At 49.0% G+C, this 24,613-nt stretch carries 22 protein-coding genes; 17 read left to right on the plus strand and 5 right to left on the minus strand.

Translation table 11 applies throughout. The annotated features are described in order from the left end of the window. Positions 1-80: 80 nt before the first annotated feature. Entirely contained in the window at positions 81-500 is a 420-nt protein-coding gene (locus D7Z26_RS06790; RefSeq protein WP_120975319.1) for a hypothetical protein, read from the minus strand. 1,195 nt (positions 501-1,695) lie between these two features. Here D7Z26_RS06790 and D7Z26_RS06800 point away from each other — a divergent pair. Beyond that, complete coding sequence (locus D7Z26_RS06800) at positions 1,696-1,992, plus strand: IstB-like ATP-binding domain-containing protein (protein WP_199731675.1); 297 nt, start codon at positions 1,696-1,698, stop codon at positions 1,990-1,992. A 555-nt stretch (positions 1,993-2,547) separates the two neighbouring features. Here the strand turns inward: D7Z26_RS06800 and D7Z26_RS06805 are convergent. Further along, positions 2,548-4,764, minus strand: coding sequence for an ATP-dependent DNA helicase (locus D7Z26_RS06805; protein WP_120975321.1), 2,217 nt, complete (start codon positions 4,762-4,764; stop codon positions 2,548-2,550). Positions 4,765-5,777: 1,013 nt separating this feature from the next. On the opposite strand from D7Z26_RS06805, the gene D7Z26_RS06810 reads away from it, so the two are divergent. The 7 genes from D7Z26_RS06810 to D7Z26_RS06835 all read left to right on the plus strand — a co-directional run bounded on the left by D7Z26_RS06810 (position 5,778) and on the right by D7Z26_RS06835 (position 10,949). Beyond that, positions 5,778-6,224 (plus strand): hypothetical protein, encoded by a 447-nt coding sequence (locus D7Z26_RS06810; protein WP_120975322.1) that lies wholly within the window; start codon positions 5,778-5,780, stop codon positions 6,222-6,224. Between the two features lie 14 nt (positions 6,225-6,238). Beyond that, a complete protein-coding gene (locus D7Z26_RS06815; RefSeq protein ID WP_147423837.1) occupies positions 6,239-6,781 on the plus strand; it encodes a hypothetical protein in 543 nt (180 codons plus the stop codon). Next, positions 6,765-6,893, plus strand: a complete 129-nt coding sequence (locus D7Z26_RS27915; protein ID WP_267900982.1) for a hypothetical protein — start codon at positions 6,765-6,767, stop codon at positions 6,891-6,893. The genes D7Z26_RS06815 and D7Z26_RS27915 overlap by 17 nt, the downstream gene beginning before the upstream one ends. 110 nt (positions 6,894-7,003) lie before the next feature. Then, on the plus strand, positions 7,004-7,216 hold the full coding sequence (locus D7Z26_RS06820) for a hypothetical protein (protein WP_120975324.1): 213 nt from the start codon (positions 7,004-7,006) through the stop codon (positions 7,214-7,216). 1,106 nt (positions 7,217-8,322) lie between these two features. Then, positions 8,323-8,919 (plus strand): YhcN/YlaJ family sporulation lipoprotein, encoded by a 597-nt coding sequence (locus tag D7Z26_RS06825; RefSeq protein WP_120975325.1) that lies wholly within the window; start codon positions 8,323-8,325, stop codon positions 8,917-8,919. A 195-nt stretch (positions 8,920-9,114) separates the two neighbouring features. Continuing rightward, complete coding sequence (locus D7Z26_RS06830) at positions 9,115-9,339, plus strand: helix-turn-helix domain-containing protein (protein ID WP_019422432.1); 225 nt, start codon at positions 9,115-9,117, stop codon at positions 9,337-9,339. A gap of 260 nt (positions 9,340-9,599) precedes the next feature. After that, positions 9,600-10,949, plus strand: a complete 1,350-nt coding sequence (locus tag D7Z26_RS06835) for a DRTGG domain-containing protein (protein WP_120975326.1) — start codon at positions 9,600-9,602, stop codon at positions 10,947-10,949. A 48-nt stretch (positions 10,950-10,997) separates the two neighbouring features. Here D7Z26_RS06835 and D7Z26_RS06840 read toward each other — a convergent pair whose 3' ends face one another. The 3 genes from D7Z26_RS06840 to D7Z26_RS06850 all read right to left on the minus strand — a co-directional run bounded on the left by D7Z26_RS06840 (position 10,998) and on the right by D7Z26_RS06850 (position 12,733). Further along, a complete protein-coding gene (locus D7Z26_RS06840; protein WP_120976468.1) occupies positions 10,998-11,294 on the minus strand; it encodes a YtpI family protein in 297 nt (98 codons plus the stop codon). Between the two features lie 605 nt (positions 11,295-11,899). Further along, positions 11,900-12,397 (minus strand): hypothetical protein, encoded by a 498-nt coding sequence (locus D7Z26_RS06845; protein WP_120975327.1) that lies wholly within the window; start codon positions 12,395-12,397, stop codon positions 11,900-11,902. 9 nt (positions 12,398-12,406) lie between these two features. Further along, complete coding sequence (locus tag D7Z26_RS06850; RefSeq protein WP_120975328.1) at positions 12,407-12,733, minus strand: YtrH family sporulation protein; 327 nt, start codon at positions 12,731-12,733, stop codon at positions 12,407-12,409. Between the two features lie 105 nt (positions 12,734-12,838). Here D7Z26_RS06850 and D7Z26_RS06855 point away from each other — a divergent pair, with 105 nt between their 5' ends. The 9 genes from D7Z26_RS06855 to ppk1 all read left to right on the plus strand — a co-directional run bounded on the left by D7Z26_RS06855 (position 12,839) and on the right by ppk1 (position 24,612). Beyond that, a complete protein-coding gene (locus tag D7Z26_RS06855) occupies positions 12,839-16,453 on the plus strand; it encodes a DNA polymerase III subunit alpha (protein WP_120975329.1) in 3,615 nt (1,204 codons plus the stop codon). Between the two features lie 143 nt (positions 16,454-16,596). Beyond that, on the plus strand, positions 16,597-17,340 hold the full coding sequence (locus D7Z26_RS06860) for an alpha/beta hydrolase (RefSeq protein ID WP_120975330.1): 744 nt from the start codon (positions 16,597-16,599) through the stop codon (positions 17,338-17,340). A 170-nt stretch (positions 17,341-17,510) separates the two neighbouring features. Beyond that, positions 17,511-17,699, plus strand: coding sequence for a glutamate decarboxylase (locus D7Z26_RS06865; RefSeq protein ID WP_120975331.1), 189 nt, complete (start codon positions 17,511-17,513; stop codon positions 17,697-17,699). Between the two features lie 56 nt (positions 17,700-17,755). Further along, positions 17,756-18,622 carry an acetyl-CoA carboxylase, carboxyltransferase subunit beta gene (gene accD / locus D7Z26_RS06870; protein ID WP_120975332.1) on the plus strand — a complete coding sequence of 289 codons (867 nt, stop codon included), beginning with the start codon at positions 17,756-17,758 and terminating at the stop codon, positions 18,620-18,622. Further along, positions 18,612-19,577, plus strand: a complete 966-nt coding sequence (locus D7Z26_RS06875; protein ID WP_120975333.1) for an acetyl-CoA carboxylase carboxyltransferase subunit alpha — start codon at positions 18,612-18,614, stop codon at positions 19,575-19,577. Before accD ends, D7Z26_RS06875 begins: the two co-directional genes overlap by 11 nt. A 48-nt stretch (positions 19,578-19,625) precedes the next feature. Next, entirely contained in the window at positions 19,626-21,380 is a 1,755-nt protein-coding gene (gene pyk / locus D7Z26_RS06880) for a pyruvate kinase (protein ID WP_120975334.1), read from the plus strand. A gap of 85 nt (positions 21,381-21,465) precedes the next feature. Continuing rightward, complete coding sequence (locus tag D7Z26_RS06885) at positions 21,466-21,942, plus strand: acyl-CoA thioesterase (protein ID WP_120975335.1); 477 nt, start codon at positions 21,466-21,468, stop codon at positions 21,940-21,942. Between the two features lie 21 nt (positions 21,943-21,963). After that, on the plus strand, positions 21,964-22,368 hold the full coding sequence (locus tag D7Z26_RS06890; RefSeq protein WP_120975336.1) for an FxsA family protein: 405 nt from the start codon (positions 21,964-21,966) through the stop codon (positions 22,366-22,368). A 105-nt stretch (positions 22,369-22,473) separates the two neighbouring features. Then, positions 22,474-24,612 carry a polyphosphate kinase 1 gene (ppk1, locus tag D7Z26_RS06895; protein ID WP_120975337.1) on the plus strand — a complete coding sequence of 713 codons (2,139 nt, stop codon included), beginning with the start codon at positions 22,474-22,476 and terminating at the stop codon, positions 24,610-24,612. Position 24,613: the final 1 nt, after the last annotated feature.

Raw genomic sequence — 24,613 nt, forward strand, 5'->3', positions numbered from 1 at the left:
AAACTTGCGTATGTAAATAGAAACAAAAAAGACACCTCAAAACCATATAGGTGTCTTTTTGTTTAAATAGTAGATTAACTTTATTGAAATACGTACCCAGCTCCATCATCCATTGTTACATAGAAATAACCGTTAGTTTCATTACTGGTAAGGGATTCCCACATAAGCTGATAGCGCCCTACTGCTAAATCTTTTAAAGTAAAGAATCCATCCACATCTCCAACACCAAGGTCTTTGGTGAATACTACGTCACTATTAGCATTATATAATACAAATTTTATGTGTGCACTTTGTCCAGTATGCACGCCGTAAGCTTTAAAGGTCACTACTGCATTGCTTTTTTTATAAACATCAATATATACTCCGTCATAAGCTCCATTTTTATCCGGCCTTATTGGATAAGAGCTACTTTTATAGGCAAAAGCTACCGATGAAAAACACAAAATCAAGATCATGGAAAGAAACAAAACTTTTTGAGTATGGAAAATAGATTTCACCATTTAGCAATTTAACCTCCACATTTTTAATAGTATGCATAAATCTTGAAGATCAACATAATCTAATATTGAGTAAAATTTGAAATCCTAGCAGAATCACAATTAATAGAAATAAATATTAAAAGAAGTAACCGAAGCGAATAAACAAACTTTGCTTACTACCGCTCCTTTCTTTGTTTCTTGTTTTCATCAAGAAGGTGAGAGTTCTTTATGAAAACACATTTATGTATTAACCTAACTCTTTAAAAATAACCATATTTGTAAGATTATTGGATGGTTATACTTATCTATTTTGAGTAAATTAAATGTCGATCTATAGACAGCACTGCAATATTCTCTATGCAAATAAAGTGAGGACGATGTTGGTTCGTAGTTCAGCTACAGTATCCGGATGAGGAAAACGGCAGCAGGTTTTCGTTGATTTTTCTTTCTGTATCAGTTAACCTGACGACTATAAACAGGATATCAGCAAGAATTGCATACGTGACCTTCTTTCTCACTGATGGGTTAGCGATAGTTTTGGATTTTTTATGTGTTAGCAGAAGTAAGAGAAGACAAACATGTTAACTTCTCCTACTAAAACGATAAACAGGTCAACTTTACGTCGTAAAAGCACGACACAAAGTTGACCTGTTGTATCTCACAAACTCAAAACCGCGTAGATACAGTGATAATACACGCCCCACGACCGCGTTCATCTTGAAATTCAATAACGCGACAATCGCGGAAGTCTCCATATGCGCGACGCATTCGCTTTATAAACTTGTCGAATTCTATGTACGATTAACTCGCAACGTTATCGAGATCTTCTTCAATAATAACCGCGTTTACTCCCATCCGCGCCTTCATGGGGGAAGATCACATGCCGAAGAATTATAAGAAATTCATCCAGTGGAACGCTAATCGATTCATCTCATGGGGCACAAAGCGTTGGCCCCTACTGCCGCCTCTGTCCAAGCAATTCTCGCTTCACATAAATTTGAGCAGCAGGGCTACAGAAGTTGCATGGCGCTCCTTAAGCTTGCCGGCAAACATGGTGTGGCTCGCCTTGAAGCGGCTTTTGCTAAAGCATTATCCTGTACGCCAAGGCCGAGCTTCCGGAGCATCAAGACGATTTTAACTACCGGGCAGGATCGGCTTGAAGTACATTCGGAAACCAAAGCAACGCCACTCTCTTCTGAGAGCCACGGATTCATTCGTGGCGCAGATCATTACGGGAGGGCATAACAATGGTGCAAGAATTGACCCTAAACAAACTCCAAGAAATACGCTTTTCCATCATGTCAGAGTCTTACCAAAATCAATTGTTAGACCCGCTTTTCAGGCTCTTTCGTTTGAAGAGCGTTTTGGATTTCTGGTTGATTTGGAGTGGTCACGGAGAAAGAACAGCCGGTTGGCATCGTTAATCCGTAAAGCAGATTTCAAACAAAGTAACGCTTGTATTGAAGACGTTGAATATCACGCTGGACTGTCGGATGACAAGAATAAATACTGATTCCAACCCGTGTAAATCGTGGGTTTTTCACTTTATCGGTACACATTCTTGACAATTTATAATGTCAAGAATGTGTACCGATTCCCGATTATCAAAATGAGGACAATGCTAAAAAGGGAACCGGAAAATTAAAAAAAGCCGTCCGATTGGACGGCGTTGTTTGTGTCGTGCCCCTGGCACAGCTGTATCATACCGGCTATCGTAACTCCCCACATGCAACCAGGGACAACGTAAATACGAATGCGCTCATTAGCACCATTCCTTTCTTTGGAAGCAAAAAGAGTAGGTTAGCAATCGAGGAACTTATAAGTCCAGAAATCAAACTACCTAAGAACCAGTTGCTTTGCATCAGAACCGCTAGGAATGAGAGTGTAGGAATCCAACCTACGCCGGGTACAACCAAAATGTTCAAAAACATCTTATAATTTTTAGAGTTAGAAAGCAAGATGAGATGGGAAGTAAAATCTTTTAAGGCTAAGCATATTAGGATTGATTCTGAAACCAGATGCGTGGGAAATGAAAATTTCCTTGCACCGTTGTGTGATTTCGGCCGTGTTACATCATTTGTTTGTATCCTGGGATTAGATGTACACCGGTACATCTAGGTGTAAGGCAGCTTTCTGGTTGACTAACTTCAAAGAAATCTTTCCCACATATGGAACATGTGAATTTTTGCTTTAATTGAGGAACTTTCTTTGTTGCATGAATAGTGCCTACGACCCTCGCTCTTCTTTCTTCCTTTTTGGGCTCAGAAGTTTCAGGTAGAGGAATGAAGTCGACCATTTCTCTTCGATAGTGTACTTGATAATTAAAGGAGGAAGTTCTGATCGACGACACAAAGCTTTCAACTTGTGATATCGATGTTGTGTAGTTAAGTTCTGGGAGAGCACTAAGCAATTGCTGACCATAGCTTCTCGCTTTATCCAAAACCCGACCATCCAAAATAGAAACTATTCCGTAATCGGTTTTGGATCTGATAAGTCTTCCGAATCCCTGCTTCATTTTAATAATCATATCAGGTACATTGACTACGTTAAAAGGATCTAGTCCCTTACTAGCCGCCTCTTCTTTCTTAAATGCTAAATATGGATCTTCTGGAGAAAATGGCAACTTGACAATTATTACATTTATTAATTGAGCACCTGGAATATCAAACCCTTCCCAGAATGCTCCAGTAGCAAACAATACACATGAATCAGTACTCTCCTTGAACATCTTTGAGACATGTTCCTTGCTACCATCTGTTTGCTTCATCAACTTCCAAGAAAGTGATTTTGAACATAAGTTTCGATAACTTCGTTCCATATGCTCATGTGAAGTGAATAGGATAAGAGCATGTCCGTCTGTGATGGTAAGCAATTGTTCGATCCTATTATCAACAGATTTAAAATATTCATCGGTAACACTATTTCTTTTGTAATCATGGAGGTCCTCTGGGATATACAAGAGTGATTGACGCTTATAATCGAAGGGGCTAGGCAGCTCCCTTTTAAAATAATCACTTCCAAGTTGGCCAATTCCATTAAAAAAATAATCAAATGATTTATTCGAAGACAGTGTTGCCGATGTCATAATAAATGGTATTTGTTTATCGGAATATTGATGTGAGAGCAGGTCACCGGTAATTTGAGAAACTTCTCTTGGTAAAGTTACAACCTGGCTTTGCTCAGGTTCAAACCAAGTAATGAACTCATTCGATCGGATGTCATATGTGAAATCAATACAACGTTCGACTCTTTCAAATAAAGGATTATTTTCATTTTTGATTTGCAAATGCATGGTGTCTTTAAGATCCTTAAAAATCAAATTAAGTTGATTCGCTGTCGAAAGGCTTGAATCGGGTAACGCAATTCTTGATGGTGTTTCATCAAGGGTTTTTAGTACAAATTTTATTTCTGATATAAATCGTAAGACCATATTTAAATAGCTTTCCTTTTTGGCAGAGGAGATGATCAGTTTACTGTCAGAGAAAATTCTTTCAAGTGTGAGCTGTAATTCGTTTATACGAAACCTGCTACTGAATAAAGCAACTCCTGCATGTTCAAGATTGTGAGCCTCGTCAATTACAATCGCTGAAATATGAGTTGAAAATAATAACTTGTACGGGTTTTCATATCTCATCCTGAGGTCCTGCAGTAATTGACCGTGATTCGTTATAATGAAGTCATTATTGTTATCTTGGAAAGACTCTCTTGTTCTCCAATACTTACATTCGTTGATTAAGGGACAATATGTGCAATCTTGCGTCGATTCAATATTTATTAACTTCCAAGTCTGGTCATCTAAGTCGCCAACTTCACTGCGATCACCAGAGCGAGTGGAATTCATCCACTTATAAAGTTCATTTATTTGTCCCTCTGACATGCGTTTTTTAAGTTTGTATTTATTATTTTGGAATTTATACTGACACAAGTATTGCTGGCTGCCTTTTGCAAGAACAGCCGTATAAGAATAACCTAATTCTCTTAACAAGAGTAAATCTTTATTCAGAATTTGTTCCTGCAGGTTGGTCGAAGACGTAGCTATTATAGCAGGGCCTTTAGAACCGGTTCGCTTTTTCCAGGCGAGAAGAGGAAACAAATATGCAAGAGTTTTTCCTGTACCTACTTTTGCTTCAATGGATGTAGGAATCTTAGTTTCTAAACTCCTCACAACCATTTGACTCATCGAAATTTGCTCCCATCGAATATCAGGAGATAAATTTTGTTCTTCGAAATACTTGGGCACTTCGTCTTCGAAGAAGTGGAAAATCTGTTCATTCAATGGATGCATACTTCGCCCCTCCCTATGCGAACACTAGTTTGTTTTAAGTATATCAAACAATGTAAAATACTGTAAGGGGCAGTCGAATTCGCATATTACGTTTTGGAATGTAAGTTGTGAAATTTATCAACTTGATGACTTTATTGAAGTCAAGAGAGTACGGATAAATCATGTCTTTGCAACCTACTTTCGATTTTGCTTGGATTTCAGTACAACGATTTTCGGTCGGGGTAGGTACGGATTAATAGGATTTATATGAATATGGTAGGTTAGCACCCATCAAGCAAGGGATAATAATATCCTCTAATTTTGGCGGCTTATTGTATATTAAACCCACTTAGTAAGGAGGTGGAAAGGATGATTCATGTGTTATTGGCGAAGTTGGTAGTTTGCGGATCATATGGTTTGCTGAGTGCTGTTGTTTTTTGATTAATACCTTGAATCATGAATCAGTTAAAGACTTTTTTGTAGTTGTCCAAGGACACAAAAGTGGGGACATTGTACTCTAACGACGCAAATCTAAAGACATTGTCGCGATGTCCAGTAGCTACAGTTAAACAACAACTGGTTTAAAGCATCAGCGTAACTATTTTTGGCACTTTTGATTACAACGAAGTTCGTCAAGAAGTTGGAGATCCAGTAAGAGCAATAGGACAAAGCGGTCACTATTCAACACCAGTAACACGGAACAGTTGTAGAACGACAAGAACATACATTTATTAGACTCCGCGCCCACCGTGGAGCTTTTATTTTATGGATATAGGTTCATGTCCTTTCCTCGGGACAAGAACTAACATTGTTTCTCGATTCGGGACAAGAACTTGTACTGTTCAACCGCACAGCATTAGCGGTAGCCCTCTGTAGACTGATTTGTAGATTGAGAAAATAAAGCATTAGACTCCCAGACTCGAAAAGTCCGCTCCGTTATAGCTTTACATGTTTTCACAATCATCCTATAATACTAAGTGCAGGGCGGTTGTACAATCACATTTTGACTAAGTATATATTGGGAGGTGCTTTGTATGGCACGTATAAATTTGTCAATCAATGATGACCTATTTGAACTCTTAAGTAATGACGCTGGGCGACATAACTGTACAGTAAATGTATATCTAATCAGTCTGATTGAAGGTTTGTACTTACAAGATCCTTTTGATTACGAAGCGGCATTAAGCAAACTTATCGCAGAAGCAAAAATTAGACCGTTAAATGCGGAATTTATATTGTTCGACTTGCCTTCTTTTAAAGAAATATGTATTGCAAAAGCAGAGAATGCAAATTTAAAGCCATCAATGGTCAGAGCGCGCTTGGGAAAATCATTTAACAAACTTGTGGAGAAAAAAATGGTGGGAAGCGTTAGGCGAGTGCGCAATGAAGATGGAAGCTTAAAATTCATTTCTAGTACGGCAGTCTTTATTCGAAAGGCAGAGGAGGATTTGGAGGACGCTATGCACAGAATAGACAAATGAATGCGGGGATGACTATGAGAGAAGAACTAGAAGAAAAGCTGGCAAATGAATTTCCGTTCATGAGGAGAGGAAACAGTTATAAAGAACAGGAGAAAAGTGGCGAAATACGGGATTTATTTGGTGCTTTCGGGTGTGAGGTTGGGGACGGGTGGTATGAAGTGCTCCGCGGACTTTGCCATGAAGTTGCCAAGGCTTACGAAAGTGCGGGGTTGCCTGTAGACATCGTTGTTGATCGAGTAAAAGAAAAGTTCGGGCAATTACGTTTTCATTACCATCGTGTAGATTATGACCCTGGTATTCACGCCATTGATTCTCTTGATGGGCGCGATCTTCAGGCAAAGCCCGACCGTTCCGAGCTTCATCAGGAAGTTACAAAGATTGTGCAAAAATGGAAGATCAGTTCAACGACTGTGTGCGAAAGTTGCGGCGCAGCCGGAGTCTTGCGAAGGGATTTAAGGTGGGTTCAAACCTTATGCCAACAGTGCTACTCACCGCGAAAACAAAAAATCGACGAGTGGCGGTTGAAAAAGGAGTACAACGATGGACAAAGAATATGAAGAAGAAGCAGAACTAGAACATGAAATGTTGAATTATTTATACAGTGAGATCTTGTGTAACTACTCCAGTGAGGAGGATGCAGGAGAGGCGTTCGACGGCTACGATGACTAATTTAGGCTTTTTTTATTTTTTGATGGAATGCAGAAATGGATGCGTAACGTTCGTTAAGGAATAATAGGGGGATTCTATTGCGGATACCTAATAGCAAGGGAGTTCTACCAATGAAAAAGAGTATAGAGTCAATAATGACTGATATTCAGGATTTATCTAAACAGGATAGGCATTTGCTGTGGGAACTCCTTGATCTGAAATATGATGTTTTTCCTAAGGTTTGCAGAATATATGTTGATGAAAGTAATAATCCTTGGGGACCTGAAGACGACTATTGGGATGTAGAATACAAACCAAATGAACGAGACGAACAAGACGAATAAGATCTCAAAACCATCAACGAATACTTAGAGTTATAGCTATTCAGCGAGCCATAAAACCATCAACACAAATACACTAGTCCACACATTTATGTCGTTAGACACGTAATCAATTGGGCCACAAGAAACACGCAGTAGTAGGCCGGATCGCTGTTAGCACTTGTCCACTTTCTAGTCTAGATTCAGATGTATAAAAGTAAACTTTTATGTGAATGATATTTCTATTATTTATAATGAAGAGAAATTCTCATGGACACACCTGGGGAAATACGATACATAGAATTCGTTTGAGCCATTATGATCATGGAATTGCTGAATCGTTAGCTGAATGTTTTGGTTATTCAATTAATAATGCACAAGGGCTCATCGTAAAATTATAAAGGTCATACGGATGTTGGAAGGATATGATACTTGTCTGGATCACGCTGAACGCCTTAACACAGCTAATCATATGGTATCTCTCCAAACCAATGTGTTTCACCAATCAAGGAGGCTTGTCGCAATAAACTGATGATAAAGGAATAATCCAGTTACGGTACTAATAAATTTAGTGAAGTCAAAGGAGGGGTAATTAATTAGCGAATTCGTTTAAGTAAAATATGTAGTATTACTCGGTCTATAGATGACGGAATTTTGGTAGTTCCTATTCCAGTAGAGCAACGAGTTGAAACTGATTCTGATATGAAATTATTCATTAAACGTCACAGGAAATTGCTCACACTAATTTAAGCTAATGGAGTGTTTGTAGAAGCAGGTTCGAGCCTGCTTCTTTTTTATGTTTGGAGTAAGTTTATTCAGTTTATAAAGCTCAAAATTATTAATGCATATTTATGCAAGCAGCTATGGAGGGTATTATCAGAAATAATGACCAGGTCATGAAGTAATTTAAATATTGATTATATCATTCTAAGTATTTATGAAAACGCCCTTTAATAAAGCAAGGTTTTTCAGTCAGTTTTCTCCGGATTTCTGACGCCACCCATCAATATGTCTCGGAGATCGGCCTACTTATGATAAAAGCACCCGGAATCTGAATAAAATAAACAGTTCAGGGCACCCTACCCATTGGCGGAATTCGTTGAGCCAATCGACTAAGGGGGCATTTTAGCATGCGTAGAAGCTTGATTAGAATGTTTATTCTTGCTACCGTTATCTTAGGTTCTTCAATTGCGTTAACGGGATGCATGGGCAAGACAGGAGATTTAGGAAACAAAAATATTCGTCCGAACGCCGTCCGGGGCGAAGGCATGACAAAGATGAGATTCGCCAGCGATCAAGATAACGCGAAGAACAGGATGTATGGCGAACGGCGGGAAAACAATAACGTAGTCGGCATGCACGACAATTCTCACCTCCAGTTAAGCGACAAAGTAGCGGCAAAGATTTCGTCCATGCCGGGCATCTCTTCGGCTTACGTCATCTTAACCGAACATAACGCGTACGTCGCCGTGAAAGAAAAAGGCAAAACGCAGCTCGGCGCAAAATCAGTGGAATCCGGAATGAAGGACAAAATCGCGAATCGCATCAAATCGCTCTCGCCTTCCGTCCAGCACGTCTATGTTTCCGCGAATCCTGATTTTACGAAGCGGATGGAAGGCTATGCGAACGACGTGAAAAAAGGCCACTCGCTCCAAGGCTTCATATCCGAATTCAACGCGCTAGTCGAGCGAGTATTCCCTGCCTCGTCTGGAACTCACCATCGCTAACAAGGAAAAGGAAGTTAAGCCGTGAACGGAGAGCAGCCAACTGCCTTTGTTTGCGGCTTTTTTGCGCGTTCGGAAATCTCCGTGCCCATTTTCTTTGACCTCCGCACCACAAGAAAACCCCTTTCATATGATAAAGTTGACTGTATCCCTATACCTTGTAATCACACATTCCCGGGCAAGGAGGGGTGACAAACGTTGAAAGGCAGCGACCATAAAAGCAAATTCCTACTCACCAATCGGGAGCGCGAAGTCTTCGAACTGCTAGTGCAGGATAAGACGACCCGCGACATTGCGCAGCAGTTGTTTATCAGCGAGAAGACGGTCCGCAACCACATCTCGAATGTGATGCAAAAGCTGAATGTCAAAGGTCGTTCGCAAGCGGTTGTCGAGCTTATTAAGCTCGGGGAGCTAAAGATCTAAGACGGCACATGGGATCTCCTTGGCCCGGTATATCTGGCGCAAGCCTTCTACTTCGCTTCCTGTACAGGTGCGAGGGAGAAGGCTTTTTGATCGGTACAATACCAGTTGAAGCAACTACGGAATTAAAGGGTTTCCCCGGCTCCTCGCCGAATAAAAAAGGAGCGAATTGGCTCGCGCGGCATAACGGCGAATCGATTCGGTCACAATGGAATGGGAATAAATAACTTTATTTATCGCATATCGGGAAAGCGGGCGAAGGCATGCCAGGAAACGATATTCCTACTAACGAGTTATCGAAGCACGAACAGCTTCTTCATTATATCCGAGAGCTTCCCGTCGGCACGAAGGTGCCCGTACGCCAGATGGCGAAGGAACGCGGCGTCTCCGACGGAACGGCCTATCGGGCTATCAAGGAGGCCGAGCAGCTTGGCTTGGTGAACACGAAGGAACGGATCGGAACGGTGCGCGTCGATAAAAAAAGGCGCAGCAATCCGGAGCAACTTACGTTCGCGGAAGTGCTCGAGATCGTTCAAGGACGCTTGCTGGGCGGACAAGAAGGGTTGGAGAAAACGCTCCATAAGTTCGTTATCGGGGCCATGGAGCTTGACGAAATGATCACGTACATCGACGCGGGGAGCTTGTTGATCGTGGGTAACCGGGAGAACGCGCACCGGATCGCGATCGAGCAAGGAGCGGGGGTGCTTGTTACGGGGGGCTTCGGTACGAGCGAAGAAGTTCGCGAGCTCGCGAACGAGCGGGAGCTGCCGATTCTGACCTGCCGTCACGATACTTTTACCGTGGCTTCGATGATCAACCGTGCGATGTACGATAGGCTGATCAAGCGCAAGATCATGATGATCGCGGATCTGCTCGAGCCAACGCCGGCTTCGCGCAACGGCGTTCTGAAGCAATCGTCGGACGTAGCCGATTTTCTCAAGGTTAGCGCGGATACGGGGAACAGCCGATTTCCGGTTACCGACGAATGGAACCGGGTCGTCGGCATGATCACTTCTAAGGACGTCATTGGCGCGGCTTCTGACCAGACGTTGGACAAGCTAATGACCCGCAGGCCGATGACCGTGACGTTGAGTACGCCGGTCGCTTCGGCCGCGCACCGGATGGTGTCCGAAGGTATCGAGTTGCTTCCCGTCGTCGATCGGCAGCGCAAGTTGGTCGGCGCGATCAACCGAGGCGAGGTGCTACGGGCGATGCAATTCGCCAATCGTCCTGCGCATTTGGGAGAAACATTCGACGCTCTCATGTGGGGAGGTTTTTCTGAACAACGCGATGAGGAAGGGCGTCCGTATTATACCGGCCTGGCGACGCCGCAGATGTCGGGTCCGCTCGGCACGATCTCCGAAGGCGTACTCACGTCCCTCATGCAACAAGCGGCGAGCCGGGCGGTAGAGGATCTGCGCAAGCGGGAGCACGTCCTCGACAACATGACGACCTACTTCCTGCGCACGGTTCCCGTCGAATCCAGCTTGTCTCTCGTGCCGCAGATAATCGAAGCGAGCCGGCGCTATGTCAAGGTCGAAGTGCAAGCCGTCCAGGACGGAGAAACCGTTGCGAAAGCGATGCTGACCGCACAAACGATAGACCCGGCTTAGGAGCCGGGTCTAAGGGAATCATCGCGGGCGGCGGCGAGCGCCTCCGTACTATTGGGATAGTCGCGAGAAGTGCGAGTGATTACGCATCCCCGCGAACAGATTAAAGACGCCGAGCAAGAAGAATAAAGCGCCGACGACGACGCGTACGGAAGATCCGGTGAACATGAACATCTGGATGATCGCGATGAAAATGAGCATCAAGCCCATGCTGATGTTCATGCGGGACGCGTTCAAGCCGCTAATGCGACGGTCAGTGGAACGGCGGGACTTGAAGCTATATACCACGGACAAGCAGCAGGTGAAGACGATGAGGACTCCTAGCACCCATTGCATAAAGTTTTCCATTTGAATTAGCAACTCCTTCTGAATTGTCGTAACGCCAACTATTGTAACATAAACGAAGAGGAACGCGCTCGTCCGCCGAGCCGCGTTCCTCTTCGTTTGTTGCAACCTCGTATGGTCATTATCCCGCTCGCTCAGTGGTCTCGCCGACAACCTCGTATGGTCATTATCCCGCTCGCTCAGTGGTCTCGCCGACAACCTCGTATGGCCATTATCCCGCTCGCTCAGTGGTCTCGCCGAGAACCTCGTATGGCCATTATCCCGCTCGCTCAGTGGGCTCGCCGAGAACCTCGTATGGCCATTATCCCGCTCGCTCAGTGGGCTCGCCGACAACCTCGTATGGCCATTATCCCGCTCGCTCAGGGCATGACGCACCTGCATTTAGTACAGGTGTTTTAGGGGGAGATCGCCTTTTCGCCAAACCACCTGCATTTTGTACAGGTGAAATGCCGGTTTTCGCCCCAAACTCCCGATTTGACGTAAAACTGCTGTACTTTTTGCAGGTTGTAGAGCTGGTTACCGCCAAGAAGCCGATTTCGTCTGTAGTAAATGCAGGTTGAAGTTGAAGTTGAGGTTGAGGTTATAGTTGAAATTGAGGCTGGAACGGTTCAGGTTCTCGGTCCTTTCTCGGCCGAAGCCCACACCTGTAACGTACCGTCGACGACGAGCATCGTATCGAGTACGACTCTGTAGCGCGTTTCTTCGATGTCGTAAGTCTTTTTGCTTAACAACATGCGCGCGAACTTGGAGTCCGAGTCGATCTCGTAAATGCTTCGTCCGAGGAAAATTTTAAGGTCATTTTTCAGTTGCGTCTTAAGTCGTGTTTCCGTTAGAATATCGAGCTTGGACTTGGTTTTCTCCGAATCCTGTAGAAATATGATTTTGATTTGGGAGATGACGTTCTCTTTATGCGATTGCTGCGCGAATTTCAAGTCCTGCTCCATCGTCGACAGCTGGGTTTTCAACCTGATATTTTCCAAAGCGACATTCTCGTACATTACGTTCTTCAAAACATTAAAAACCGCGCTCCCCACGATCATGCCGCATACGAAAAACGCCAACGCCTGCATAAACTTCCGGAATCTATCGAAGGTCGGAACCCGCATGGCCGAAACTCACCCCCCGTGGCTATACAGCCAATGAACGAGCTCCGTCCCGAGATGGGCGCCGAGGAACGCGAACATAATGTAACCTACCTGTTGCATAGCGGGGGATAAGTATCCGCTCACCATATTCGACTCGATGACCCGGATCGGATCGATCGTACCGCCGACCGCAGCCACTAACGCCCATATTTTCAAATTTCCCGCGACCTGAAGCATTTTCTCCTTAGGCGGGGTCATCAGGAATACCGAACCGAGTCCGGCCAATAACGCACCCCCGAGCACGATTCCGAACGCGATGAAGAAGCTGAATGCCGCTTTCGTCAAAAAATCGTCCATTTTCATTCCCCCGTGGTTTGTCTTCACTATCATATGTATGGGACGTGCCTGTGCCCTTATGATACAATTCAGTTAAGAGAGTTCGGCGGAAAAGAAGGGATAATCATGTGCGACTTCGTTCATCTTCACGTTCATAGCGAATACAGCTTGCTAGACGGCGCGGCTCGCATTAAGGAAATGGCGGCCAAAGCGGCCGAGCTTGGCATGAAATCATTAGCTCTTACGGATCATGGCGTCATGTACGGCGCCGTTCCTTTCTATAAAGCGTGCCTGGAGCACGGAATCAAGCCGATTATCGGAATGGAAGCGTATATGACGGGCGGCTCCCGTCACGAGAGGCAGTCCCGCAAGGAGCAACCGATCTATCACCTCACGTTGCTGGCCAAAAACGAGACCGGCTACCGGAATCTCATGAAGCTCACTTCGATCGGCCATCTGGAGGGGTTCTACTATCGTCCGCGGATCGACTTCGAAGTGCTCACCGAATATGCAGAGGGACTCGTGTGCCTTAGCGGCTGCATGAGCAGCGAATTATCGCGCAAGCTGATGGACGACGACTATGAAGCGGCCAAAGAAACGGCGTCCCGTTACCGGCAATTGTTCGGCGACGATTATTACTTGGAAATTCAAGATCACGGCATTCTCGAGCAGAAAAAACTGACGGCGAACGTGATCAAGCTGTCGGAGGAGCTCGGTATTCCGCTTGTCGCGACGAACGATTCCCACTACGTCGGCGATGATGACCATTCGTTGCAAGACGTGCTCCTGTGCATCGGGACGGGCAAGACGATCGACGACCCGGACCGGTTCAAAATATCGACGAACCAGCTGTTCCTGAAGACCGGGGACGAGATGGCCGGCTTGTTCCGCCATGTGCCCGAAGCGATCGCGAATACGGTGAAAATTGCCGACAGCATCTCGTTGGAACTCGAGTTCGGCAAGCATATTTTACCGGCATTCTCGCCGTTGCCGGAAGGACAGTCAGCCGCAAGTTACTTGAAGGAGTTGTGCGGGAAAGGATTGCTCGCGCGTTATCGTTCCCTCCCGGAATGGGAGGAACCGGCTTTCCGCAAGGTAGCGGAGGACCGGCTGAATTACGAACTGCGCGTCATCGGAGAGATGGGGTTCGACGATTACTTCCTGATCGTATGGGATTTTATTCGATTCGCGCACGAAAACGGCATCGTAACTGGACCGGGAAGGGGATCGTCCGCGGGTAGCTTGGTTGCGTATTCGCTCCGGATTACCGACGTCGATCCGATCAAGCATAAGCTGCTATTCGAGCGGTTCTTGAATCCGGAGCGGGTAACGATGCCCGATATCGATATCGATTTCAGCGACGAACGGCGCGACGAGGTCATTCGTTACGTCGTGGCGAAGTACGGTGCGGAGCACGTCGCGCAGATCATTACGTTCGGAACGTTGGCAGCGCGAGCCGCGGTCAGAGACGTCGGTAGGGTGCTTAACCTGCCTTTCGGCGACGTGGACAAGACCGCGAAGCTCATACCAGCGGCTCCGGGAATGTCGATCGAACGGGCCATGAAGGAAAGCTCGGAGTTTAAGGCGCTGGCGGAAGGCGGAACGAGAGCGGCGGAACTGATCGCGATGGCGAGAAGGGTCGAAGGCATGCCTCGGCATGCTTCGACGCATGCAGCGGGCGTCGTGATTTCGTCCGATCCGCTGACCGACTACGTGCCGTTGCAAGAAGGAACCGACGGGGTTCCGCTGACGCAATATTCGATGGAGAACCTGGAAGCCGTCGGATTGCTTAAGATGGACTTCTTGGGTTTGCGGACGCTGTCCATCATCGAACGCTCGTTGGCTTCGATCAAGGAGCAGACCGGCCGAGAGTTGCGTTGGGAGGAAGTTTCATACGAGGACGGTCCAACTTACGAGCTTCTAGGCAGGGGAGATACGACGGGGATTTTCCAACTCGAGTCCACGGGGGTAAGGCGCGTTCTCAAGGAGATGAAACCGAACTCGTTCGAGGATATCGTCTCCGTGCTTGCTTTGTATCGTCCGGGGCCAATGGAGTTCATTCCGCAATTCATTCGCGCGAAACACGGCTTGGTCGAGGTCGAATATCCGCATCGAAATCTGGAACCGATTCTATCGGATACGTACGGCATTATCGTCTATCAGGAGCAGATCATGCAGATCGCTTCGACGATGGCCGGATTTACGTTGGGAGAAGCCGACTTGCTGCGAAGAGCGGTAAGCAAGAAAAAACGGGAAGTGCTGGACGAGCAGCGGAAGTTTTTCGTGAAGGGCAGTTTAACGCTCGGTTATGACGAAGAGACGGCGAACGGCGTGTACGACCTGATCGTCCGTTTCGCGGACTACGGTTTTCCAAGGGCGCACGCGGCGGCTTACGCGGTACTCGCTTTTCAGACGTCTTACCTTAAAGCGCATTATCCGGTAGCGTTCATGGCGTCCATGTTGACTTCGGTCGTCGGGAATCAACGCAAGACGGCGGAATACGTGGACGAGTGCCGCCGCATGGGCATTCCCGTACGGAAGCCGGACGTGAACGAGAGCGGAGTGCTGTTCACTCCGATCCTTCCATCCGGCTCCGATGAGGACTCCGATAACGCGAACGTAGGAGCCATTCGTTTCGGGCTCGCCGGAGTGAAGAACGTCGGTACGCAAGCGATCGACAGTATTCTGAAGGAACGGCAGGACGGTCCGTTCGAGAGCTTGAGCGATTTCTGCAGGCGAGTAGATCCGAGAGTATGCAATAAGCGCGTCGTCGAATCGCTCGTGCAGGCCGGCGCGTTGGAATCGTTGCCGGGGCACCGCTCGCAGCAACTCGCCGCTCTCGAGCCTACGCTCGCGGCTGCGGCAGCTTGGCGCAAAGAGAGGGAAGAGCTGCAGATCGAGTTGTTCGACTTCGAGGAGTCTCCGAATTGGAACATCGAGCTTCCGAACGTGCCTCCGTACTCTCAGACGCAGATGCTGGAGCTCGAACGCGAGTTGATGGGCCTATACTTATCCGGCCATCCTTTGGACGCTTACGATGAATTAATGGAAGAGCTCCGGTTGGACCGCTTGGTCGATATCGCGGACTCCGCCGACGGGGCTACCGTATTCACCGCGGGGATGATCGTATCGCTCAAACCGTTCGTGACGAAGAAGGGACAGGCGATGGCGTTCCTCGAGATCGAGGATCGGATCATGGGCGCGGAATTGGTCGCCTTCCCGACGGTATGGTCCAAAGCGGCGGCCATCGCCAAGAAGGGCGCTCTTATCCTCGTTCGCGCCAAAGTGCAGCAAGGAGACGAGGATTACAAGCTGCTCGCCGACGATATTTTCCCGTTGGATGCTGCCGACTTGAGGTCTCAAGTGGAGAGGCTACGGCGATTCGTTCAAGGGGGGCTACGGAGCGGGTACGCATCGTCGAACGCTTCGCAGGGTTACAAGTCTAGGATGCCTTCAACGCGGCCTCAGGCGGTCTCACAGTCGCAACCACCGAAGCAGGAAACGCCGCCCGTTCCGCAACGCGTCTATATCCGCATCGACGAGCCGCACGAGAAACCCGCAACGCTTATTCGATTGAAGCTTTTGCTTAAATCGCATCCGGGCGAATTGCCGACCGTGCTTCGGTACGAACGGGAACGGCGCACCGTCGCGTTGAGCGACGAGTACAAAGTCGATCCGACGCCGGAATTGGTCGAAGAGATGGAGAAGTTACTCGGCACGGGCAGCATTCGCGCCAAATAAAGGAGGTCGTTACCCGATAAGCCGTTTGCGGCCGAAGGTGACGATCTTTAGCGGGCGATAAAAAAGTCTTTGAATGACTCGCGCGATTTGATAGATTAATAGAGGCGATTTATCAACATCCACGAGCGGAGAGTGCGCACCCTATGGCTTTCTTTCAATGTCAATTCGATTCGGAAGCGTTGCAAATCAAAGTTTCCATGAACGTCATCCTTCCCGATCACAAAACAGGTCCTCACCCGACGTTATATTTACTTCATGGTCTGTCGGACGACCATACGGCATGGACCCGCCAGACTTCGATCGAACGCTACGCCGCGGCCAAAGGCATCGCGGTCGTCATGCCCGCGGTTAATCGCAGCTTCTATGCGGACATGAGCCATGGCGCGAAATATTGGACGTTCGTCGGCGAAGAATTGCCGCGAATAGCCCGTTCTTTCTTCCCGTTGTCCGCCGAGCGCCGGGATAATTTCGTTGCCGGTTTGTCTATGGGAGGTTATGGAGCGTTGAAGCTGGGCCTTTCTTATCCGGAGCGCTTCGCCGCCGCGGCAAGCTTGTCCGGAGCGACGGACGTTCATCGTCTCGTCGTCGAGAATTTCGCGGGAGACATCAGGCTCGCGCTTGGGCAACCGGAATCCGTTGCCGGGTCCTCGACGGATTTATTCGCCTTGGCGGAAAGCGTCGTGGACAAGCGTCCGATTCCGCTCCTCTATCAATGCTGCGGAACCGAGGATTTCCTATATGCGGATAACGTTCGTTTTCGCGACCATTGCCTGAACTTGGGGCTGCCCCTTACTTATGAAGAAGAATCCGGGGATCATAATTGGGAATATTGGGACAGTAAGATCCAAAACGTCCTGAACTGGCTTCCCTTACGTTCGGAAAGCTAACATTATCCCGTTCGCGGCTTGACTTTCGGGGGTTCTCGGAACGTCCGGTTAACCTATTCGGTTGCTAGTCTCACGCCTTGTGTGCTATGATTTCTTTATCTTTTCTTTATACTTAGGTAGGATTAACCGTTCAAGCTCGCTAAGAACGATGAAATTGGGGGTACATCTTCATGTGGACGGTCATCTACATCGCGCCGACCGCTAAGATCGCAGAACGTATACAGAAGCGACTTACCGAAGAAGGCTTCCTCGTACAGGTACGCCCCCTTAATCTAACCAAGCCGCAATACGAAATATTGGTCCCTTCTGGCGAAGTGCGGGAAGTGCAAGAGGTATTAGGCAGCATTCTGCACCTGTAATCCAGTTCGATGCCTATAGCTTGACGGTCGCCATTTATCGCTTGAGAGGTGTCGCTGTGTTCAAGGATTTATTTCAGAAGAAAAAATATGCCGTCGTTCCCTCGGAACGTACGAAGAGGGATATTCCCGAAGGGTTAATGAACCGTTGCCCGAAATGCGGTACGATTCAGTTCAGCAAGGAACTGGAGAAAAACCTTAAGATTTGTTCCGCTTGCGGACATCATTTCCGTCTGAACGCCTGGGAGCGCATCGCAATGACGCTCGATGAGGGGCGTCTTTTTGAGATTGACGAAAATCTGATTTCCGAGGATCCGCTGAAATTCCCCGGTTACGCCGCCAAGCTGGAACAACAGAAGGCAAGCTCCGGATTGAAGGACGCGGTCGTCACCGGAGAAGGAGAGATCGGCGGTTATCCCGTCGTCCTCGGCGTCATGAGCTTCGACTTCTTCAGCGGAAGCATGGGTTCCGTAGTCGGAGAGAAGGTAACTCGCGCGATCGAGAAGGCTACAGAGAAGCGGGTTCCGCTTGTCTTCTTCTCGACGTCCGGAGGAGCAAGGATGCAAGAGAGCATTCTGAGCTTGATGCAGATGGCCAAGACGAGCGCGGCTCTTGCCAAGTTCCAGGCCGATGGCGGTTTGTTCATCTCCGTGTTCACGGATCCTACGTTAGGCGGCGTATCCGCAAGCTTCGCTAGCCTGGGCGATTACAATCTGGCCGAACCGGGAGCGATCGTCGGCTTCGCCGGCCGAATCGTCATCGAGCAAACGATCCGCCAGAAATTGCCGGAAAACTTCCAGACGGCCGAGTTCAACTTGAAGCACGGCCAATTGGACAAAGTCGTTCATCGCAAGGAAATGAAGGCGCTGCTGACCAAGCTGCTAGACATGCATTCAGGGAAAGGAGAGCCGGCCGATGTCCAGTGAACTGCCCTTTGAGAGGCCGCTCGCCGAATTACGGAAAAAGATAGACGAGTTGAAGCACTTCGGCAACGAGAAGGAAATCGACTTCACGGATGAAATCGGCCGGCTCGAAGAACGCTACAAACAGTTGGAATCCGAGATTTACGATAATATGAGCGCGGCGCAGATTATGCACATGGCTCGCCATCATCAGCGTCCAACGTCTCTGGATTATATAAATCTGGTGTTTACGGACTTTATCGAATTGCATGGAGACCGCGTATTCGCGGACGATCTGGCGATCGTCGGCGGTCTTGCCAAGCTGAACGGCGTTCCGGTTACGATCGTCGGCCATCAGCGCGGCAAGGATACGAAGGACAATATTCAGCGTTTCTTCGGCAGTCCTCACCCCGAGGGCTTCCGCAAGGCTTTACGTTTCATGCAGCAAGCGAATAAGTTCGGACGTCCGATCATCACGTTTATCGATACGAAGGGCGCTTATCCCGGCAATACGGCCGAGGAGCGCAACCAATCGGAAGCGATTGCCCGCAACCTGCTCGAGATGGCGACGTTCGGCGTGCCGATCATCTGCGTCGTAATCGGGGAAGGCGGGAGCGGCGGCGCGTTGGCGTTAGGCGTCGGCAATCGCGTGCTTATGCTCGAGAATGCGATCTACTCGGCGATTTCGCCGAACGGAGCCGCTTCGATTTTGTGGAAGGACGCGTCCAAGGCCGATGAAGCCGCGGAAGCGATGAAGATCACGGCCAAGGACTTGCTAGCGTTCGAGATCATCGAAGATATTATTCCGGAGCCGCAAGGCGGCGCCCATCGCGACAAAGGGATGCAAGCCGAAGCGATCAAGGAAGCACTTTGGCGCCATTTGCAGGAACTGCAGCAAATGACTCCGGACCAACTGAGGGAAGACCGGTACCAGAAGTTCCGCAAAGTCGGACGTTTCGGTACCGCTGAGCTTGAATAGCTCAATATAAATGCGACATTGGACAGGTAAACGGAGGAAAAAGAAATCATGCGTAAAACGAAAATCGTCTGTACGATCGGTCCATCCAGCGAATCGCTCGAGAACACCAAGAAACTGATTACCGCCGGAATGAACGTCGCCCGTCTGAACTTCTCCCACGGGGACTTCGAAGAGCACGGCAACCGGATCAACGTGATCCGCCAAGCGTCCAAGGAATTGAACAAAACGGTTGCGATTTTACTCGATACGAAAGGTCCTGAAATTCGCCTCGGCAAATTGAAGGAAGAGCCGTTAGATCTCGTACAAGGCGAGTACATCACCTTGTCTACCGAAGATATCCTAGGCGATATCAACCGCGTTCCGATTACGTACAAGGAATTGCCGAGCGACATCAACGTCGGTTCGACCATTCTGATCGACGACGGCTTGATCGGCCTAACGGTCGTAGACATTCAAGGCACGGAAATCAAGTGCCAGATCGTCAACAGCGGCCAAATCAAGAGCAAAAAAGGCGTTAACGTTCCGGGAGTCGCGATTTCGATGCCTGGACTTACGGAAAAAGATATCGGAGACATCAAGTTCGGCATCGAGATGGGCGTCGACTTCATCGCCGCATCCTTCGTTCGCCGCGCAAGTGACGTTCTCGAAATTCGCGAATTGCTCGAGCGCCACGACGCTCGTTACATCAACATCATTTCTAAAATCGAGAATCAGCAAGGCGTAGACAATCTCGACGAGATTCTTGAAGTGTCCGACGGATTGATGGTTGCGCGCGGAGATCTTGGCGTCGAAATTCCGGCCGAGGAAGTTCCGCTTGTGCAGAAGCTGATGATCGAGAAATGTAATCGCGCCGGCAAACCGGTCATTACCGCTACGCAAATGCTCGATTCCATGCAACGCAACCCGCGTCCGACTCGCGCGGAAGCTTCCGACGTCGCGAACGCGATCTTCGACGGCACCGACGCGATCATGCTGTCGGGCGAAACGGCTGCGGGTAAATATCCGGTCGAGTCCGTCGAGACGATGTCCCGTATCGCGGTGCGCGCGGAATCCGCTTTGCATTACCGCGAGATTTTCACGAAACAAGCGAACGCTCAACAAACATCCGTAACGGAAGCGATCAGTCAAGCTGTGGCCAACTCTGCGTTGGATCTGGACGCTAAAGCGATCGTGACTTCCACGGAGAGCGGCTATACCGCTCGCATGATTTCCAAATACAAGCCGAAGTCTCCGATCATTGCCGTAACTCCGGTCGATCAAGTTCTTCGTCGCCTACAGCTCGTATGGGGCGTTAACCCGGTGAAAGGCGTATCGGCGACGACGACGGACGAAATGTTCGAAATCGCGGTGAAAGGCGCCATCGATTCCGGACTCGTTCGCCTTGGCGATACGATCATTATTACGGCCGGCGTTCCTGTAGGGCGCTCCGGCACGACGAACCTGATCAAGATTCACAACGTCGGCGAGCTTATCGCCCAAGGTCAAGGCATCGGCTCGCAAAGCGCGACCGGTAAAGTCGTGATCGCGAACACGCCCGAAGAAGCGTTAAGCAAGATGACGGACGGCGCGATTCTCGTCGCTCCATCGACCGACAAAGAATATATGCCTGCGTTCGAGAAAGCTTCCGCGGTTATTACCGAATGCGGCGGCATTACTTGCCATGCGGCAGTCGTAGGCTTAAACCTGGGCATTCCAGTTATCGTGGGCGTGAAGGACGCGGTAAGCCTGCTTAAAGACGGCATGGAAGTTACGTTGTACGCCGAGCATGGCGTCATCTACTCCGGACAAGCCAGAGTTATGTAATTTAAACGGCTACAATACGAAATATTCCCCGCAGCGTCGCTGTGGGGGATTTTTGTATACTTAGAGAGCAAGGGAGGTTACTGAGGTGGGGAAATGGTTTTTGCATCCGCTTCGCGTCAGATACCAGGAGACCGACCAAATGGGCGTCGTCTATCACGCCAATTACTTGAACTGGTTCGAGATCGGCAGGACGGAATGGGTACGGCAGGCGGGAATTGCCTACAAAGAAATGGAAGCACGCGGGTTGCTGCTTCCGGTTACCGATGTCGAAGCTTCGTTTAAGCAGCCGGCGCTGTACGACGACTGGGTGACGGTGTGCACCCAAGTGGCGGAAATGACCGGCGTTCGCGTTCGTTTCGAATCCCGCGTGTTGAGCGGCAATCTGACGGAGACGCTGGGGCTTTACTTCGAAGGCGATGAGCCTCCCGGGCAACCGCTCGTAGTCGGTCGTACGCGGCATGTGTGGGTGAACAAGGAATGGAAGCCGGTTCGCTTCTCGCGGGAAGCGCCGGAGTGGTACGCGGAAATGACTAAGCTTGCGGACTCGACTCCGTCGGAATGACGGAGGAACAGGAGGGGTATCATGCCAAGAAAGCTGCTTGCGCCGATTGTTATTTTTCTCTTGCTCGAAATCTGGGGCATCGCCGTAGTGGGTAAATGGATCGGGGGAATGCCGACATTTTTGCTAATCGTCGCTACCGCCGTTCTAGGCTCATGGCTTATTAAGACCGAAGGACGCAGAGTATGGCAACAGGCCCAACGTCAGATGCAAGCCGGAGAAGTTCCGGGTCATACGTTGCTGGAAGGATTATGCGTGCTAGTTGGCGGAATTTTGTTAATTATACCCGGGTTTATCTCGGATATCGTAGGTTTGACGATGATTTTTCCGCTGACTCGGCCGATCTATCGCTTAGTGATGTACCGCTGGTTAGAGCGTCTCGTGAGAAGCGGACGGTTCACGATTCGTCGCGGCCCGGATCGCTGGTAAGATCGCTTGATCCGGCGTGCAGGGGCTTAAGGCCTATCAAGCTTTAACCCGAGATTAACCCTATGTTAACGTCTGGTTTACAATCGAAAGACATAATAATAAGGAATGGGAAAAAAGGACAGATTCCCGTCGCTTGCAATACGAACAGGAGGAAGTATCGTGACTAGCGCCAAAAAATACATTAACCGGGATTTAAGCTGGCTAGAGTTCAATAGGCGCGTGCTGGAAGAGGCAGAGGATCCGGAAACGCCGCTTCTAGAGCGATTTCAGTTTCTGTCGATCGTGCAGAGCAACTTGGACGAATTCATGAGCGTTCGGGTAGCCGGGTTGCAGGCGCAGAGTAAAGCGGGCTATACGAAAACCGACTTCACGGGATATACGCCGCAAGGCTTGATTACGCGTTTGGTGAAAAAAACGGCGAGGATGGTTCGCGAACAGTACCGAACGTATCGCGAGTTACTGCGACTGTTAGCGAAGGAAGGCGTATCGTTAACGACTTTCGCCGAATTAAACGTTGAGCAACAAACAGCGCTAACGACCTATTTCAAGGAAATCATCTACCCGGTACTCACGCCGATGGCGGTCGACCAGAGCCGTCCGTTTCCGCTTTTGCATAGCAAAGAACTGTATTTGGCGGTCGTGCTAAAGCAGGAGGACGATTCTTCGGACGATGACGAGGACAAGACGTTCTGCGCGATCGTTCAAGTGCCTTCGATTCTTGCGCGGACGGTGATTGTACCCGGACGTAAGAATAGCCGGAAACTCAGCTATCTACTGCTGGAGGATCTGATCAAGGAGCACATCGGTCTCTTGTTCAGCGGATATAAGACCGAAGCGGTCCATGCATTCCGGATAACGCGCAATTCGGACTTAACGCCGAACGAGGAAGGCGCGGAAGACCTGCTCCAGGAAATCGAGAAGGAGCTGCGCCGCAGACGGCGCGGGCTTCCGGTAAGGCTCGAGGTGGAGAAGGGAATTCATCAAGACGCGCTCGAACTTCTGCAGGACGAGCTGGAAATGGAGCACGAAGGGTTCGATGAAATCGAAGGCCCGCTCGATCTCGGATTTTTGTCCAAGTTCGTAGGTGGTTTGCCGAACTACGAGCATCTCCGGTACCCTAAGCACGAACCGGTATATCCGGAGGAATTCGACGAAGCGGAAGACATGTTGTCCGTGCTTCGCGAGAAAGACGTCCTTGTCTACCATCCGTATGAGTCATTCGAAGTGGTCGACGACTTTATCCTGGAAGCCGCGGCGGATCCGAACGTGCTTGCGATCAAGATGACCTTGTATCGGGTGAGCGTCAATTCGGTGCTTATTCAAGGGCTCGCAAGGGCGGCGGAGTCGGGCAAACAGGTTACCGTAGTGGTGGAGATCAAGGCCAGGTTCGACGAGGCTCGCAATATCGCTTGGGCGAGACAGCTGGAGAAGGCCGGCTGTCACGTCGTGTTCGGTTTGGTCGGACTAAAAACGCATGCGAAAATTACGCTTGTCGTACGCAAGGAAGCGGATACCCTTCGCCGATACGTGCACGTCGGAACGGGCAATTATAACGAGAACACGGCTCGCCTGTATACGGACGCGGGACTCTTCACGAGCCATCCGGATATCGGAGCGGATGCGACCGCGCTCTTTAACGAGATGACGGGGTATTCTACGCCGCACTTATGGTCGGCCTTCGCCGTTGCGCCGGTAGGCTTGAAGCCGAAGCTATTCGAGCTGATCGATCGCGAGATCGGCCACGCGCTTGCGGGCCGTCCGGCGAGCATTATCGCCAAGATGAATTCCCTCTCGAACCAATCGATGATCGATAAGCTGTATGAAGCCTCGCAGGCGGGAGTCAAAATTCAATTGATCGTGCGGGGAGTTTGTTGCTTGCGGCCGGGCGTACCGGGCTTGAGCGACAATATCCGGGTGATCAGCATCGTGGACCGCTATTTGGAGCATGCGAGAATTCTCGCGATAGGCGGCGGCGGCGAGCAAGAGGTGTATATTTCCAGCGCGGACTGGATGACCCGGAATTTAAGCCGAAGAGTCGAGTTGATGTGCCCGGTGTACGATCCGGCATTAAGGCATATGCTGATGAACTTGCTGGAGATGAACCTGCGGGATAACGTGAAGGCGAGGGAATTGTCTTCTACGGGTTCTTACGAAAAGGTGAAAAACGAGGAAGCCCCGTTGCGGAGTCAATTTCTGGCGGGAGACATCCCGCTCTGGAAGTCGATCGGCGCAACGGTGCGCTAGA

It is taken from the genome of Cohnella endophytica, from assembly GCF_003628305.1.
Lineage (GTDB): Bacteria > Bacillota > Bacilli > Paenibacillales > Paenibacillaceae > Cohnella > Cohnella endophytica.